The following is a 16,524-nucleotide window of genomic DNA, read 5'->3' as shown; positions in this document are numbered from 1 at the left end:
GAGAAGGATGTACAGCGATGAAAAATGAAGCAAAAGACAATGGCAGACTCATTATAGAGGAAGATTTGATTGAACGAAATATTGATGCGGATGATTTTGCAGAAGCCATTACTGTGTTGAGCCGAAACTTTTTAAGAAAAAACTATGTAAAAAGGACTTTTCCTGACGCATTGATCGAGAGGGAAAAGACGTTTCCGACAGGATTGGAAACAAACCGTTTAGGGATTGCCATTCCCCATACCGATCCTAAACATGTCATCAAAGGAAGTTTGGGCATCGGGATCCTGAAAAATCCGGTTACTTTTCAGGCAATGGATACAAAAAAAGATGTTCCGGTCAGCATCATTTTCATGCTTGCCATTACCCATCCTGCTTCACAGCTGAAAACGCTTCAGAAGATTATGGAACTTATACGCGATGAGCAGGCTTTGTTAGATATAAAGAACGCCAAAAATAAAAGCGGGGTAATGATGGTTATAGATTCTTTTTTTGGAGACCTGTTGGAAAAATAAGATAAGATGAAGCGACTTTTTCAAGCAAGAGGTGTTAGAAATGAATTATAAAATAGCCCCTTCCATATTAAACGCGGATTTCTGGAATTTAGAAAAAGAGATAAAGGCCGTTCAATGTGGAGGGGCTGATTTTTTGCATTTGGATGTGATTGATGGTCAGTTTGCGCCGAGCATTTCTTTCGGTCCAACCGTCATCGAATCGATCAGAAAGCATTGCCATTTAGTATTTGATGTCCATTTGATGATTCATGAACCCGGAAAATATATCCCCGATTTTGTCAATGCGGGCGCCGATATTATAACGATACATGCGGAAGGTAACTACCATTTGCACCGCCTTGTGCATCAAATCAAAAGTTACAATAAGAAGGCCGGTGTCGCCTTAAACCCTGCGACACCGATATCCGCCATCCAATATTTGATCAATGATTTGGATATGGTACTGGTGATGACGGTAAATCCGGGATTCGGGGGGCAGCCCTTTATTCCGAATGTCCTGCCCAAGATATCGGAATTGAAGGAACTGATAGAAAAAAAGAACGCCAAAGTAGATATTGAAGTGGACGGGGGGATCACCCCGGCCGAAGCGAAAATGTGTGCGGATGCAGGTGCGAACGTTTTCGTTGTAGGTTCATACATTTTTAAAAATAAAGCTTTTGACGATAAAAAACGGGCTGTGGAAACAATCAGGGAGGCATTATGTGCGATCTAGAGTTAATCAGAAATCAGCCTTGAGGTGATCCGTTTTGAAAACGATGAAAGAATATTTAAAAGAATTAACGGCTATTCATGCGGTCAGTTCCAAAGAGGATCCGGTAATTGAGTACATGAGAAACCATTTTCTGGAATTTAGTGACGAAGTTGAAGTGGATGTGATCGGCAATGTGATTTGCCGCATCTCTTCCGGGGCACCGAATGCAAAAAAAATAATGGTTTTTGGGCATATGGATGAAGTCGGTTTTATCGTAAGAAATATTGATAAAAATGGATATCTCTATGTAGAAAGAATCGGCGGTGCGAATGTAAACGTACTTCCGGGGTTGCGGCTTGATGTAATCGGAGAAAAAGGGGTTGTCCCGGGAGTCGCAGGAACAAAATCCTATCATTTTCTTAAACCGGAGGAAAAAGGATCGTTTCCCTCGCAGGATAAACTATATATTGACATTGGCGTAAAATCGAAAGAAGAAGCGGAAAAGTTAGGCGTAAAGATTGGGAGCTGGATTTGTTTTCATGCGGATTTTATCGAAAGGGATAACGGCTGGATTACAAGTAAGGCGCTTGATGACCGTGTTGCTTGTGCAATTTTATTGCAGCTTGGTGAACACCTGGCCAAAAATAAAGATCAATTGAATTGGGATGTTTATCTGGTCGCATGTGTCCAGGAAGAATTCAATATTCGGGGCATATTGCCTGCGGTAAAGAAAATTAAACCAAATGTATCGATCGGATTAGATGTGACACCTGCATGTGATACGCCAGATTTGTATGGCTATACCGACGTAAAACTGGACGGGGGGCCGGCGCTGACTTATCTAAATTTTCATGGGAAAGGAACGTTGGCGGGCGTTTTGCCGGACACGGGATTAATTGAAGAATTAGAGAAAATATGTAGCCGGGAATCCATACCCTTCCAAAGGGAAATCGCCGTTGGCGTAATTACAGAAAATGCTTTTATTGTTTTCGATGAATTGGGCGCAGCTGTCGCAAACATATCGATTCCTGCCAGATATACGCATACGCCGATAGAAACAATAAGCATGAAGGATGTCGAATGGGCGGAAAAACTTTTATACAGCTTTATTATTGGGTTGGAAAAGAACACCGGTTTCGGCAAAAATTATAAATTTGCAAAATAAGGGAAATCTCCATGTTCAAAATTGTATTTTTTGATATCGATGGAACTTTGCTTAATCAAGAAAAAATAATCCCGTCCAATACATTAAAGGCTGTGCTGCAGTTAAAACAAAATGGTTTGGAGGTTGTTTTAGCAACCGGCAGGGCCCCGCATCATTTAACTGCCGTAAGTGAACAGCTGGGAGTAAATGCTTTTATATCCTTTAATGGCGCTTATGCAAGCTACAAAGGGAAGACGATCCAAGCCGTACCCTTTAATAAAACGCTTCTAGGGAAATTCATTCAATATGCCGGGAAAAAGAATCACCCGCTTGTTTTTTCCAACCTGGAAAAAACGGTAAGTAATGTGATGAATCATCCGGAGGTTATCGAATCCTTCGATTCTCTGAATCTGAATTATACGCCTGAATATCAGCCGGATTTTTGGCATAAGGAAGAAATTTATGAGGTGATGCTCTATTGTAAGGCCAATGAGGAGGAGCCGTATAAAAAATTATTTCCCGAATTTTCCTTCGTCCGCTGGCATCCTCTGGTGCTGGATGTCATTCCGGCGACTTTGTCAAAAGCGACCGGAATAAAAGCCATGTTGGAATATCTCGGCATAAAGCCCGAGGAAGCCATCGCTTTTGGCGACGGATTAAATGATAAAGAGATGTTATCGTTTGTCGGCATGGGTATCGCCATGGGCAACTCCCATCAAGATCTTCTTCCTTATGCCGATATGATCACGAGATCCGCAGACGATGACGGGATACCGTATGCGCTAAGCAAATTGGGATTAATTTAAACCTGTCTTGAAAACCGATGATATAATCCGTGATGGAGTCCGGAAGCTTCTTTTTCAAACAAACATCAAAACGGAATTAAAAACGGGGCGCTCCCTCCATTCCCAATTGAAATGGGCCGGCGGGAGCGCCCCTTGCCTTTTATTCAAGGCGGATCGGTTTTCCCTTCTTCGAGGAAATGTCCCTTGGGGACATCCTTTTTCATGAAAAATCGTAATGGGTGGAATACAGGTCGACGAGGGGTTTGTCCGGATGGAGGAATTGGGTGGCGCTGTTTACGGCGACCGGGCCTTCCATGAAACCGCCAGCGATCAGTTTCAATTTGTTCGGGTAGATCACCGCATCGCCCACGGCAAAGATGCCGGGGATATTCGTTTCCATCCGGTTGTTTACGACAAATCGATTTTCGGCCATCTTCAATCCCCAATTCACCAAATTCCCGAAATCCGATTCGATGCCGTGGCAGATGAGGAGGTGGTCGGCTTTTAACCGGTCCGTTTGTTTCGTCCGCAAGTTTTCCACGGAGATATCCAGTTGATTTTCCTTTCCATGGATCGCTTTAATTTGGCAAAGTGCGCAAATCCGCGCCTGCAGCTTGATCCTTTCCACCTGCTGCTCGTGGGCGGAGAATTCGTCTTTCCGGTGGACGATCGTCACGCTTTTGGCGATGGAAGATAATTCATTGGCCCAGTCGACGGCGGTGTTTCCTCCGCCGGAAATGACCACGTCCTTCCCTTCAAAAATGGACAGCCGGTCCACCGTGTAATGCAAACAGGTCCCGAGATATTGCTCGGCGCCGTCAATCTTCAATTTTTTCGGTTTGAACAGGCCGTGGCCCACGGCCAAGATGATCGTTTTTGTGTAATGCTTGTTCCCGTTGGTGCACGTGATCACGAAGGTGCCGTCGGCCGACCTTTCCAGAAGGTCCGCACGTTCCCCGCACACGACCGTCGGATCAAAGGTTTTGGCCTGCTCGATCAGCTGTTTCACCAGTAGCTCCCCTTTAATTTGGGGAATTCCTCCGATATCCCGGATGATTTTTTCCGGATAAAAGAGGGAGATTTTTCCCCCCAATTGGAGGCTCGCTTCGATGATTTTCGTCTTCAGCTTTCGCATTCCGCAATAGAAGGCCGTGAACAGGCCGATCGGACCGCCTCCGATTATCGTCACGTCATAAACTTCTTTCACCGGAACTCCTCCTTCATTTCTGCCTGGACAATAAATACAAAAAGTAGGGGGCGCCGATCACGGCAACGATGACGCCGGCGGGGATCCCTTTCGGATCGAGGATGACCCTCCCGATGGTGTCCGCGGACAAGAGCAGGATCGCGCCGATCAACGCGCTGAGCGGCAAAAAAACCTGGTGGCGCGGCCCGACGAGCCTTCTTGCCATATGGGGGGCAATCAGGCCGATGAAGGAGATGCCCCCGGTCACCGAGACGGCTGCGGATGCCAAGGCGACCGCGCTGAAAAGAAGGATCCATCTTTCCTTTTCCACCCGGACCCCCAAACCGATCGCCGCCTGCTCATCCACATTCAAAAGATTCAAGGCCTGCAGGCGGGCAAAGATGATCAGGAAGAAAAGAACGAGCCAGGGGAGAAAGGCGAAAACGAAAGGCCAATCGTCCCCCCAAATATTTCCCGCCAGCCAATTGGCCATAAATTGGTAGTCGCTCCGTTCCAGGCGGATGGAAATCATCAGTACGGCCCCCGACCAGGCGGTCGCCAATCCGACGCCGTTCAGCACAAGGCGGAAAGGATGGATGCCTTCTCCCCTTTTGTAGGACAAAACATAGATGATCGCGGCCGTGATCATGCCGCCCAAAAAGGCGAAAAGGGGAAGGATATATACGAAGCTGCCCGGTTCGACGGAAAAAAAGGAAATATAGAGAACCACCATTACCCCGGCGCCGGAATGGATGCCCAAAATGCCCGGATCCGCCAGGGGATTTTTTGTGATGCTTTGCAAGACGCCGCCCGCTACGGCAAAGGCCATTCCGGCCAGGACGGTGATCAGGATCCGGGGCAGGCGGAAATCGAACAGGATCAAATTTTCCCGCTCCGTTCCCGATCCGGCGATCGTGCGAAGCAGCTGGGCCGGGGTAAGGGAAATATATCCCGCCGCCATGCTGATGAGAAAAACGAGGAACAATAAAACCAGGGCCGCACCGAAAATGGCCCAATTTTTCACAGATCCCGGAAAGCCTTTCATGCGAATTCCCTTCCTCCCTTCCTGGCCAAGTACAGGAAGAAGGGAACCCCGATAAAGGACACGACCGCACCGATCGGCGTTTCATAGGGGGCGTTGATCAGCCGGGCCGCCGTGTCCGCCAGAACCATGAATGTTCCCCCGAGGATGGCGGAACCGGGAAGCACCCAGCGGTAATCCTGTCCGATGAAAAAGCGGGCGATGTGGGGGATCATCAGCCCGACGAAGGCGACGGGACCGACGACGGATACGGCAATGCCGGCGAGAACAAAAACGATAAGGATAAGAACGGTTTTTATAAAAAAGGTGTTCAGTCCCAGCCCCTTCGCCGCTTCATCCCCCAAATGGAGGATCGTCAGCGGCCGGGCGAGGGAAAAGGCGAGAAGCAAAGCGCCCGTCATCACGGGGAAAAGGATTTTTAGCTGGGTCCAAGTCGTGCCCGAGACCCCGCCGGCAATCCAAAAGGCAAGGTCTTGGGAAAGCTGATAATACAGGGCGATTCCTTCCCCGAGGGCGGTCAGCAGGGCGGATACGGCCGCCCCGGCCAAGGTCATGCGGATCGGGGAAAGCCCGTTCTTTGATAAGGCGCCGATCCCGAAGACCAAAAAGGCGCCGATCCCTGCGCCGGCGAAGGAAACAAGCATGACCGCCCAATAGGAAAAATCGGAAAAGGCCGCATAAAAAGCGGCGATGGCGAAACTTGCCCCCGCATTCAATCCCAAAAGTCCGGAATCGGCGAGGGGGTTTTTTGTCATCCCTTGCATAATGGCCCCGCTGACGGCAAAGGAGGCGCCGACGATCGCGGCGCCCAATTCCCGGGGGAGTCGCAGTTCGCGGATGATGCGTTCTCCCTCGCTGATGCCTTCATATCGGAATACGGCCTTCCAGGCGGTGGCCCAGCCAATATCCGCCGCCCCGAGGGAAATTCCTGCGGCGAGGCTGAGGACGAGGGCCAAGAGGCTGATGAGCAAAAACCATCCTTTTTTCGCCTTGGAAGGCGTCGCTGAATGTCCCTGTTTCATCTTGGTTACCTTAAATCCTCCGGTTATTTCTTATATTTGGTCAGCTGTTCGACGATATAGTCCAGTTCCTTTTCAAGGGAGATCGGATCGTTGAAGTAAAAGGACTTGGAATCGAAGGGGATCACCCGGTTTTCTTTGACGGCGGGGATGTTTTTCCATACGTCGGATTCCATGAAGGAGGTATCCGGATTATTTCCGCCGTCCCCCAGGAAGATGAAATCGCCCGCGTATTCCGGGATGACCTCCGCGGAAATGGCTTTATATCCCGTTCCAAAAGCGTCTTTTTCCACTTTCTCCGGGGCTTTCAAGCCGAGGGCCTGATAAAGGATTTCCGTGCCCCGGCCCCAATTGTTTCCATAAATATATAAGTCTTTTCCGTACGGTTCCAAAACGGTGACGGTCGCATCTTCGCCGATGGCTTCCTTCACTTTTTCGGCGGCTTCTTTCGTCTTTTTGTTCCATTCGTCAATCCATTTTTCGGCTTCTTTTTCCTTGCCGACCAGTTTTCCGATTTCCCGGAAAATGTCCAAATAACCGTATTTGTCATAGGTGTAAACAACAGTTGGCGCGATTTTGGACAATTTGTCGATGTTTTTTTCGTGAGAGAAAGCGACGATCAAATCGGGTTTCAGTTCCAATATTTTGTCCAAGGAATCGGAGGTGACGACTTCCGCGCCGTCCAATTTGCCCTCAAAAAATTTGTTTTGGGTCTCCCATTGGGTGATGCCGACGGGCTTGATTCCCAGCTTTAAAAAGTGGCCGGTGTAGGAGGAAGCGAGGACGACCACCCGTTTCGGGTTGGCGGGCACTTTCACGTCGCCGGTTTCGGAGTGATAAATCCTCGTTTCGTTATTTTCCGACGTTTTATCGCCGGCCGACTCCTTATGATTATCGGATTTTCCGCAAGCGGCCAAGGCAACGGTCAAGATCAGAACGATCAGAACGGATAAGAGCTTTTTCATCGATGACCAATCTCCTTTCAGATCTGCTATGAAGTTAATAATCATTCTCAGTAAATTTCAAAAAAAAATCATACGGCCGAAGACTGTTGAAAAAACGGAGAGGGTTGAAGGGCGTGATAGGTTAAACAAATCGGTCTTTTCGTTCTCGGATCCTTCCCGATGACCGCATCGATTTGAAAGACTTCCCTTAGGACCTCCGGCGTCAGCACTTCTTCCGGCGTCCCGTCCTTGACGATGATCCCGTTTTTCATGGCGACCATATAATGGGAAAACCTGGCCGCGTGGTTCAGATCGTGCAGCACCATGACGATGGTCCGGTTTTCCGTTTGATTTAAATATTGGAGAAGCTCCAATACTTCCAGTTGGTGGGACATATCCAAATAGGTGGTCGGTTCGTCCAGCAAAATCAGGTCGGTTTCCTGGGCGAGGGCCATCGCGATCCACACCTTTTGTCTTTGCCCGCCGGATAAGGAATCGATTTCCCGGTCTTGAAGGGCCGTTAATCCGGTCACATGGATCGCCCAGTCGATCTTTTCCCAATCGGAAGGCTTCAGTCTTCCCGTTCCTTTTTGATGGGGGTAACGCCCGTAGGAAACGAGTTCCCGGACCGTCAAACCTTCCGGAGCATAAGCGGCCTGGGGCAGGATCGCCAGCTTTTTGGCGACGGTTTTTGTCGGTTGCTTTTCAATCTCTTTTCCGTCCAGGTAAACCGTGCCGGATTTCGGCTTCAGAATCCTGGATAAGGTCTTTAACAAGGTGGATTTTCCGCAGCCGTTCGGGCCGATAATCGTCGTAATTTTTCCGTCGGGAATATTTAAATGCAATTGGGATACAATTGCCGTATTGCCGTAACCAACCGTGAGATTTATCGCAGACAGCCGATCCAAGTCGCCATCTCCCCTCGAAACCGTTAATAATGATAACCATTCTCATTTAATGATATTATCCCGCTATCACGTTGTCAATACTGTTTTTTTCTAATTTTAAGCAAAAAACGAAAGATTTTTTTCATGTAAGAATGTGGAGAATGATGAATAAGAAAAAAGAACAGGCCCTTCCTCCGAAAACGGCCGTAGACGTCGGAAAGAAGGGCTGGGGAAATGGGGAAGAAGGGACGGCGGATGTTGAGCGCCTCATCGCCGGCTGAAGCGCAAAATTTAATTTATATTGGGATCACTTCCGTCTTGCCGATAAACTCATTTAATAATTCTCTTCGAATAAATCCCGTTTTTTCTTCGATGGCATTTAAAGTCCCGAAAGCACATCCGTAAACCAGGACCAGTTGGTCGGGGAGCCCTTCTGAAAGGGCGATGGCCATCCCGGCGACCATGGAGTCACCGGAACCCACCGGATTGACGGCCTGTACTTTGGGAGGAATAATTTGATAGAACTTTCCCCCAAAGTATCCCAGCGCCCCATCTTTTCCTAAAGAGACGACGATGCAGGGGATATTCCAACGGGCGAGGGAAAGAACGGCCTTTTTTACTTCATCCATGGTCTGCAATTTCTTGCCGGCCAGTCCGGACAGCTCCTGCAAGTTGGGTTTGATCAGGAACGGAGAAGCTTTTATTCCTTCTTTCAACGGATTGCCGCTCGTATCGAGGATAAATATTTTTCCTTTCTCTTTGGCGATCGTTATTAATTTCGTGTAAAAAGTGGCATCCAATCCTTTCGGGAGACTGCCGGACGCGGTAACGACGACGGCGGAGTCAAGAAGTTTGCAGTATTGGCTTAAAAAATTCTCCTCGTCCCGCTTTGTCAACCGCGGCCCTTCTTCTAAAATTTCCGTCTGCATTCCCTCGTCGTGCAATATGGCAATACAGTTCCTTGTATTTCCGTCAAGTTCGACGAATTGGTGCCGGATTTGGAGCCGGTCCAGTTCCTCTTTAATAAATTGGCCGTTTGCGCCGCCGATGAAACCCGTCGCACATACTTTCCGGCCGGCAAGATGGATGACTCGGGCGACGTTTAAACCTTTCCCGCCCGCAGATTTATGGACATGGGAGCACCGGTTGACCGTGTTCAGCCGGAAAGAAGCGAGCCGATAGGAAATATCAACCGACGGGTTTGGCGTAATGGATAAGATCATCGCCGTCTCTCCTTAAAATCGGTTTTCGCTCATGCACATGCGGATCTTTTCCCGAACGACCCGTTTCATCGCCTGTTTGGCAGGAGACATGTATTTTCTCGGGTCGTTCGCATCCGGATGTTCCAATAAATATTTCCTCAGGGCGTCGGAAAAAGGAATCTTCAGCTCTGTTGCGATGTTCACTTTCGCAATTCCCCGTTCGATGCATTTGCGGACATCTTCTTCGGGAATGCCCGACGCTCCGTGTAATACGAGGGGAATCTTCACCTTTTCCTGTATTTTTTCCAAACGTTCAAAGTCCAGTTTCGGTTCGGATTTATAGAGTCCGTGGGCGGTTCCGATGGCGACGGCCAGGGAGTCGATTCCGGTCCTTTCCACGAATTCCGCCGCCGCATCCGGATCCGTATAAAAGGAATCTTCTTCAGCAACGGTTAAATCGTCTTCCTGTCCCCCGAGCCTGCCCAGTTCCGCTTCCACCGTTGCCCCTTTGGCATGGGCATAGTCAACGACTCTTTTAACGAGCCGCACGTTTTCCTCAAAGGGAAGGCGGGAAGCGTCGATCATGACCGACTTCGTACCCAATTCCACCGATTCAACGATATCCTCAAATTTTTCGTGGTGATCCAAGTGAAGGGCGATGGGGATATCGTACTTTTTCGCCGCCGCTTCCACGATGGCCTGGATATAATCCCGGCCGGCATATTGAAACGTGCCCGGGGTGGCGGCCAGAATGACGGGGGAGCGCATTTCATAGGCGGTTTCGACGACGGCTTGAATCGTTTCCAGGTTATGGATGTTGAATGCCGGGACCGCATATTTATTTTTCTGGGCGTCGAGGAGCATTTCTTTTGTGTTGACGATTCGGCTTTTTTCCAATACCATGTGCCGCTCAATCCTTCTTCCTGAATTAGTTTGCAATCAAAGATCAATCGGTTCATAGAGTCGATGAAATCCAAATTTATGCTTTTTAACCCATTATTTATAGGGATAAATTGTCACGCCTTTGACAACCCTGTTCACAATTCCTACAGGACTCGGGTTATCAGGAGCGATCCCCAGCTTTATTGATTTTTTTAATGCTAATGTTTGGGCAAATATAATGTACAGGAATGCAAGCCGGATATCCGGCCAATCCTTTGTGGAACTGTCGATCAAATAATGGCAATGCCTTTGGATTTCATCATCCGGGTTTTGTGTTAAAGCTACTACCTTGGAATTGGTCCTGCCGGTGTAAATTTCCTTCATCATGTCAATATCGTATTTTCTTGTATACGAATCGCCGGAAATATACATTACGACAACCGTTTTATCATCAATGATGGATTTCGGACCGTGCCGGAACCCCAAGGATGACTCGTAAGCAGTTACTGTTTTCCCGCCGGTCAGTTCCAGCATTTTCAATGCAGATTCTCTGGCGAGTCCCTTTAACGGTCCTGAACCCAGATAGACGATCCTGCCAAAATCCCAATCGGCGATTTCGTTGATCTTTTCCAAATGATCCTGTAAAAACTTTTTTCCTTGATTGACGATTTCAGACAGCCAGCTGCGGATATTGTCGAGATTTTCAGTTTGCAATGCAAGTATGGCGGCCAAGAGCATGGCTGTAAAACTGCTTGTCATGGCAAATCCTTTGTCATTCGTTTCCTCGGGCATTAGCAATAACAAAGAATTCTCGTTCTGCGCGGCATTTTTGGCGAGATGTCCGTCTTTGTTGCATGTGATGATGATCTGATAAAAATGTTTGACGATTTGTTCGCCCAATTGGGATGCAGCGACACTTTCGGGACTGTTGCCGGAGCGGGCGAAAGAAACAAGTAATGTAGGGATTTCCTCTTGAAAATAAAAATAAGGAGATGAAACGAGATCCGTTGTCGGGATGCTTTCAAAATAAAAATGTTCATAGCGCCGGTAACATTGCAAATAGGGAAGAATTGTTTCCCCCACATAGGCGGACGTGCCGGCGCCGGTCAAGATGACCCGGACAAAGGGATAGGTTTTATTCAGTTGTTGTAGGAATCGTTCTATTTCGAATTTCTTTTCTGCTATTAATCGATAGACCTTTTCCCAAACCGCGGGCTGTTGTTCGATTTCTGCCGCCGTATGAATTCCTCCCAATTTCACCAAATCTTCCTTCGAATAGTCTAAGATCATGGGGCTCCCTCCTAATTGTTTAAAGAAATGAGCAATTTAATAGGCAGTTATAATGTTGTCATAACCACTTCATCTAAAAAATCACTTGATTAGTTCAAAAAAATTCAATAGAACTAACCAAGTTTCTATTTGAACTTGAACATTAATTTGACAATTCGACGGAATAAATGAATTTGTCGCCTCTTGCCACACTGATTGTATATTCGCAAATCATATCGCCAGAGTATAAGTATCTTTTGATCAGCATCGCAGGATCTCCGTTTTTTACATTTAACCACTTCGCTTCTTCGGCGCGAACTTTGGTAACGGAAAATTTCTCTATGGCTTTTGTAATGTTGATATGATAATCATCTCGAAAAACGTCATACATGGGTTTGGATTCCAAATGCTTTTTGGTAAGGTTCCGGAAAATTCCCGCGGGCAAAAAAGTGGTTTCATACATCAAAGGTTCTTTGTCCGCCAACCGGATGCGGATGATCTTATGCATTTCTTCATCGGCACTTATCTTTAATTTTTCCGCAATCTTTTTTGTGGCCGGAATCGTTTCAAACTGATAAATGATCGATTCCGGATGTTTTCCGAGTTTTTTCATTTCTTCGGTAAAACTATAAAGTTTATCTAATTTTTGATTGATTGATCGGGGCGACACAAAACTGCCCAAGCCGTGTTTTTTATAAATATAGCCGTCTCTTTCCAATTCCAATAAAGCTTGTCTGACGGTCATCCGGCTGACATCGTATTTTTCGCATAATTCCCTTTCCGAGGGCAATTTGTCATTCGGTTTATATTCTCCGCGTTCAATTTGATTGATGATAATATCCATCAATTGAATGTAGAGCGGGATCCTGCTTTGTTTATTTATGATGGCTTCGATTGTTTTCACCTCCAGTATGGTGAAGGGGCAGGTTTCCCTGAATTTGGGGTGCAATTAAAAATGCCGGGATCTTGGCCCGGAGATTGGATATGTTGTCATAACCAGTGGGCGATTCCATTATAAGACAATTGATTCGGTTTGTAAAGTTCAATGGGCAAAGCGCATTTTATTTTTTCCTGTTTGTTCGAGTGATCATAATTTTTAACAATACTCGAAATTTAAGCGAATCGATAAACGGTACGGAATATGCACATCGGGATCATGGGCCGCCTCAGGAAAGGATAATGGCGAAATTTTCCAGTATCCGCCGATCGTTAAAAAGGGATCTTTAAATAAGTCATTATCATACTTCCGCTTTCATTTCCAAGAATGAAGATTGAACAAGCATGCCAAACTTTCAGAAATCCGGCTAAATGAATTTTGGGCAGAAACGATAAATTATGGTCTGCCCGTTTCAATATTCCCGATATTCGGGCTTCATCTTGACTTTGAAAAATAATAAAGGTATTATTTTAATGGCAACTGGTAATTACCACTTATTCATTTTGGATTATGAGGTGTAAATGGCATGCTGGATAAAAACAGCAGAATCCCATTATATTCCCAGCTGATGGATATTTTAATACATGAAATTCAAAACAATATGAAAGAAGGGGATAAACTGCCTTCAGAAAGGGAATTGTGCAAGAAATATAATGTGAGCAGGACGTGTGTACGGCAGGCTTTTAAAGAATTGGAATTGGGCGGCTACATCGTCATCAAACACGGAAAGGGCGCTTTTGTGGCATCCAATCGGTTTAATCAAAATCTGCAGTCGTTTTACAGCTTTACGGAAGAAATGAAAAAACTGGGAAAAGAGCCTTCTTCAAAGGTAGTCAAATTTGAGATAATGACCGCCAATAAGGAAATCGCCAAAAAAATGAATCTTGACAGCGAAGAGCTGGTTTATAAATTTTCAAGGCTCAGGCTTGCCGATAATGAGAAGATGATGTTGGAAACAACTTACGTACCTTATAACCTGTTTCCGGGAATCACCAAAGACGAATTGAACAAAACGCCCCTCTATGAGATCTTCAGGAAGCGGTTTAACACCGTTGTGGAATATGCGGTCGAGGAATTCACCCCGGTGCTGACCAACGAAGAAGAAGCGGAAAAATTGGATATCGAAGTCGGTTCTCCGAGTCTAAAAATTTGCAGATATGCTTATAACCGCGATGATCGGCTAATCGAATATACCATCAGCATAGCCAGGGGAGATAAATTTAAATACACGATCAAACTGATGAACCGGTAAAGAGAGAAATAGGGTGTTTTTTTGTTTATATTCAATGCGAAAAGGGGAAGACCATCGAAGCTCCCGGCTGAAAAAGGCAAGGAGCCGCCAACAAACTGATTTTGGGCCGTCGTTCAAAAACGCTCCAAAGCAAACTGCACCAAGAATTGGGCTTAGGAAATTCACCCGTTTGAGCAAAGGGTCCCAGACGAATCCCCCGTATCCCTTATTGGGCGTATAGCCCGCAATTTCCCGAAAGGACAGCGAGCCAATCCATTAATTCGGACGGCGGCAATTCCAGGTTGGCATTCACGAGAAAACGTACTTTTAGGCAGCCTATTTTATTGGGAGCCGCTTGCATGGAATTTTCGACAACACGCTGTTATTTTTCCACGACTTGGACTCGGCCATAGATAAACCCTCCGTTTGATTGTGGGTTAGATGCCGAAAATCTTGCGCGGTTTATCTATGGCTTTCTTGTTTTTTGATGCAACGTAAAAAAATTTTTTAAATAACTAGAAATAAAGATATGTACAACTAAGGTACAAAGTGGTATTATTTAGTTAGAACCATTTTGGTACCAAATGGTTTTAAATTATAAGACATTATCCCTGTTCTTTATCCCCTTTTTTATGACTGGATGAATATCAAAGAGAATCGAGCTTATTTTTCTTTGGTAAAAAGAAAACGCTTTATAACGTTCTAGGAGGTTTTTATATATGGGCACGCCCAATATTTTATTGACCCGTATAGATAATCGTTTAGTCCATGGACAAGTCGGCGTTACCTGGACGACGACCCTAGGGGCGAATCTTATCGTTGTTGCCGATGACGAAGTGGCGAAAGATCCGTTGCAACAACAGCTCATGAGCCTGGTGGCTGAATCAGCCGGCGCCGGAATCAGGTTTTTTACGATTCAGCATACCATTAACATTATTGGAAAAGCTTCTCCATCCCAAAAAATATTTTTAGTATGCAGGACTCCTCAACAAGTTAGAGCTTTGATCGAAGGAGGTGTTCCAATAAAGCAAGTCAACGTTGGAAACATGCATTTTTCGCAGGGAAAACGCCCGATCAGCAAAAAGGTGTATGTGGATGATAAAGATTTGGAAGATCTAAAGTTTATAAAGTCAAGGGGTGTTGAGGTGTTTATACAGGATGTTCCTGGCGATACAAAAGAATATTTAGATTAAGGAGGGTAAGATATGGATATAACTTTGGGTCAAGGAATTGCTTTGGCACTGTTGGCAATTATACTTGGAGTTGATTTTTGGCTTGAAGCGTTGTTCATTTTCAGACCGATCATTGTCGGAACGCTGACAGGTTTGATCCTGGGAGATCTAGAAACTGGCTTGATTGCAGGGGGATTAACTGAACTTGCTTTTGCCGGTTTGACTCCTGCCGGGGGAACGCAGCCGCCGAACCCTGTCTTGGCAGGCATAATGACCACAGTTATAGCCTTTACTACAGGAACGGATCCGAAGACTGCCATTGGCCTTGCTTTGCCTTTTAGTATTCTTATGCAGTATATCATCCTTTTCTATTATTCGTCTTTTTCATTATTTATGGGGAAAGCGGACAAGGCCGCAGAGCTGGGGGATACGAAAGCCATTGTGAAGATTAACGTCTTGCTTACCCTGATTGTTGCCGTGACTTACGGAATCGTTGTATTCTTAAGCGCATATGTTGCCCAAGATGCGATGAAATCGCTTGTTAATGCCATGCCCGGCTGGCTGACCCATGGCCTTGAAATTGCAGGGGGAATTCTTCCTGCGGTAGGTTTCGGAATGCTTTTAAAGGTCATGTTAAAAGCGAACTATGTACCCTATTTAATCATTGGTTTCTTTATTGCGACATTCATTGAAATTCCCAACCTTTTGCCGATCGCTGTCATCGGTGCGGCGCTTGCGCTTTATGAATATTATAAATCCAAAGAATTGCAGGCTAATTTGGTGAATGCTGCATCGAAAGGAGATGATTTCAGTGGCGGAATCTAAAGAAACGGCAAGGGTGTTGACAAAGAAGGATATTACAAAGTTGGGTTTTTTCTCATCCTTTTTGCAAGCGAGCTTCAACTATGAAAGGATGCAGGCGGGCGGATTTTTAGTTTCCCAGCTGCCTTTGTTAAAGAAGATATATAAAGACGATAAAAAAGGTCTTTCTGCGGCAATGAAAGACAATCTTGAATTCATCAATACCCATCCGAACTTCGTCGGTTTTCTCATGGGACTTCTCATTTCCCTTGAGGAAAAGAAGGAAGATAGACAATTTATTAAAGGCTTGAAAGTCGCCCTGTTTGGACCGCTTGCGGGGATTGGAGACGCCTTGTTTTGGTTCACGCTTCTTCCGATTGTGGCGGGGATTTGCTCCTCTCTTGCGATGGAAGGAAGCATCATTGGTCCGATCATATTTTTCCTCGTCTATCTGACGGTTTTCTCATTACGCATTGTTTTTACACACCTAGGGTATAACCTGGGCGTAAGGGCCATTGATAAAATAAAAACGGGTACACAAATCGTATCTAAAGCTGCAACCATTCTTGGGGTTACAGTAATAGGGGGACTGATTGCAACATATGTAAAAATCAGCCTTGCTCCGAAGATTGTCATTAATAAAGAAAAGACGGTTTCCCTTCAAACGGATTTTATCGATAAGATATTCCCGAATATTCTGCCGCTCGGTTATGTGTTTTTAATGTATTATTTATTGAAAAAGAAACAGGTCAGCCCGGTTGTACTGATTTTGATAACTTTTGCATTTGCAATATTTGGCTCATTGATTGGATTGCTGTAA

At 45.9% G+C, this 16,524-nt stretch carries 17 protein-coding genes; 8 read left to right on the top strand and 9 right to left on the bottom strand.

Annotation, left to right across the window (positions count from 1 at the left end; genetic code table 11):
• The first annotated feature begins 17 nt into the window (after positions 1 to 17).
• From A3EQ_RS0102105 to A3EQ_RS0102090, 4 genes are read left to right on the top strand one after another with little or no spacing between them, the layout of a single operon-like run.
• Positions 18 to 512: a PTS sugar transporter subunit IIA gene (locus A3EQ_RS0102105; RefSeq protein ID WP_020153529.1), complete on the top strand. Its 495-nt coding sequence runs from the start codon at positions 18 to 20 to the stop codon at positions 510 to 512.
• A gap of 40 nt (positions 513 to 552) precedes the next feature.
• Positions 553 to 1,224, top strand: a complete 672-nt coding sequence (gene rpe / locus A3EQ_RS0102100; RefSeq protein WP_020153528.1) for a ribulose-phosphate 3-epimerase — start codon at positions 553 to 555, stop codon at positions 1,222 to 1,224.
• Between the two features lie 43 nt (positions 1,225 to 1,267).
• The gene (locus A3EQ_RS0102095) at positions 1,268 to 2,368 is read left to right on the top strand and encodes a M42 family metallopeptidase (RefSeq protein ID WP_040369034.1); all 1,101 of its coding nucleotides are present in this window, start codon (positions 1,268 to 1,270) and stop codon (positions 2,366 to 2,368) included.
• An 11-nt stretch (positions 2,369 to 2,379) separates the two neighbouring features.
• Positions 2,380 to 3,153, top strand: a complete 774-nt coding sequence (locus tag A3EQ_RS0102090) for a Cof-type HAD-IIB family hydrolase (RefSeq protein WP_020153526.1) — start codon at positions 2,380 to 2,382, stop codon at positions 3,151 to 3,153.
• A gap of 199 nt (positions 3,154 to 3,352) precedes the next feature.
• Here the strand turns inward: A3EQ_RS0102090 and A3EQ_RS0102080 are convergent, their stop codons facing one another.
• The 9 genes from A3EQ_RS0102080 to A3EQ_RS0102035 all read right to left on the bottom strand — a co-directional run bounded on the left by A3EQ_RS0102080 (position 3,353) and on the right by A3EQ_RS0102035 (position 12,449).
• The gene (locus A3EQ_RS0102080; protein ID WP_020153524.1) at positions 3,353 to 4,339 is read right to left on the bottom strand and encodes an NAD(P)/FAD-dependent oxidoreductase; all 987 of its coding nucleotides are present in this window, start codon (positions 4,337 to 4,339) and stop codon (positions 3,353 to 3,355) included.
• Between the two features lie 13 nt (positions 4,340 to 4,352).
• On the bottom strand, positions 4,353 to 5,363 hold the full coding sequence (locus A3EQ_RS0102075; RefSeq protein ID WP_020153523.1) for a FecCD family ABC transporter permease: 1,011 nt from the start codon (positions 5,361 to 5,363) through the stop codon (positions 4,353 to 4,355).
• A complete protein-coding gene (locus A3EQ_RS0102070; protein ID WP_020153522.1) occupies positions 5,360 to 6,382 on the bottom strand; it encodes a FecCD family ABC transporter permease in 1,023 nt (340 codons plus the stop codon). Before A3EQ_RS0102070 ends, A3EQ_RS0102075 begins: the two co-directional genes overlap by 4 nt.
• Positions 6,383 to 6,405: 23 nt before the next feature.
• The gene (locus A3EQ_RS0102065; RefSeq protein WP_020153521.1) at positions 6,406 to 7,344 is read right to left on the bottom strand and encodes an iron-hydroxamate ABC transporter substrate-binding protein; all 939 of its coding nucleotides are present in this window, start codon (positions 7,342 to 7,344) and stop codon (positions 6,406 to 6,408) included.
• Between the two features lie 68 nt (positions 7,345 to 7,412).
• Complete coding sequence (locus A3EQ_RS0102060) at positions 7,413 to 8,231, bottom strand: ABC transporter ATP-binding protein (protein ID WP_020153520.1); 819 nt, start codon at positions 8,229 to 8,231, stop codon at positions 7,413 to 7,415.
• A 275-nt stretch (positions 8,232 to 8,506) separates the two neighbouring features.
• Complete coding sequence (locus A3EQ_RS0102050; protein WP_020153518.1) at positions 8,507 to 9,433, bottom strand: 1-phosphofructokinase family hexose kinase; 927 nt, start codon at positions 9,431 to 9,433, stop codon at positions 8,507 to 8,509.
• Between the two features lie 12 nt (positions 9,434 to 9,445).
• On the bottom strand, positions 9,446 to 10,315 hold the full coding sequence (locus A3EQ_RS0102045) for a tagatose bisphosphate family class II aldolase (protein WP_020153517.1): 870 nt from the start codon (positions 10,313 to 10,315) through the stop codon (positions 9,446 to 9,448).
• Between the two features lie 93 nt (positions 10,316 to 10,408).
• Complete coding sequence (locus tag A3EQ_RS0102040) at positions 10,409 to 11,584, bottom strand: SIS domain-containing protein (RefSeq protein WP_020153516.1); 1,176 nt, start codon at positions 11,582 to 11,584, stop codon at positions 10,409 to 10,411.
• A 142-nt stretch (positions 11,585 to 11,726) separates the two neighbouring features.
• On the bottom strand, positions 11,727 to 12,449 hold the full coding sequence (locus A3EQ_RS0102035) for a GntR family transcriptional regulator (RefSeq protein WP_026499670.1): 723 nt from the start codon (positions 12,447 to 12,449) through the stop codon (positions 11,727 to 11,729).
• A 577-nt stretch (positions 12,450 to 13,026) separates the two neighbouring features.
• On the opposite strand from A3EQ_RS0102035, the gene A3EQ_RS0102030 reads away from it, so the two are divergent.
• The 4 genes from A3EQ_RS0102030 to agaD all read left to right on the top strand — a co-directional run bounded on the left by A3EQ_RS0102030 (position 13,027) and on the right by agaD (position 16,524).
• Positions 13,027 to 13,752, top strand: coding sequence for a GntR family transcriptional regulator (locus A3EQ_RS0102030; protein WP_020153514.1), 726 nt, complete (start codon positions 13,027 to 13,029; stop codon positions 13,750 to 13,752).
• A gap of 698 nt (positions 13,753 to 14,450) precedes the next feature.
• Positions 14,451 to 14,924 (top strand): PTS galactosamine transporter subunit IIB, encoded by a 474-nt coding sequence (gene agaB / locus A3EQ_RS0102025; protein ID WP_020153513.1) that lies wholly within the window; start codon positions 14,451 to 14,453, stop codon positions 14,922 to 14,924.
• A gap of 12 nt (positions 14,925 to 14,936) precedes the next feature.
• Positions 14,937 to 15,728, top strand: a complete 792-nt coding sequence (agaC, locus tag A3EQ_RS0102020) for a PTS galactosamine transporter subunit IIC (protein WP_020153512.1) — start codon at positions 14,937 to 14,939, stop codon at positions 15,726 to 15,728.
• On the top strand, positions 15,706 to 16,524 hold the full coding sequence (agaD, locus tag A3EQ_RS0102015) for a PTS galactosamine transporter subunit IID (RefSeq protein WP_051091383.1): 819 nt from the start codon (positions 15,706 to 15,708) through the stop codon (positions 16,522 to 16,524). The genes agaC and agaD overlap by 23 nt, the downstream gene beginning before the upstream one ends.

The sequence above is a fragment of the Caldibacillus debilis DSM 16016 genome, from assembly GCF_000383875.1.
In the GTDB taxonomy this organism is placed as follows: Bacteria; Bacillota; Bacilli; order Bacillales; family Caldibacillaceae; genus Caldibacillus; species Caldibacillus debilis.
The sequence above is the reverse complement of the archived record's forward strand: the minus strand, read 5'-3'. Positions and strand labels throughout refer to the sequence as shown.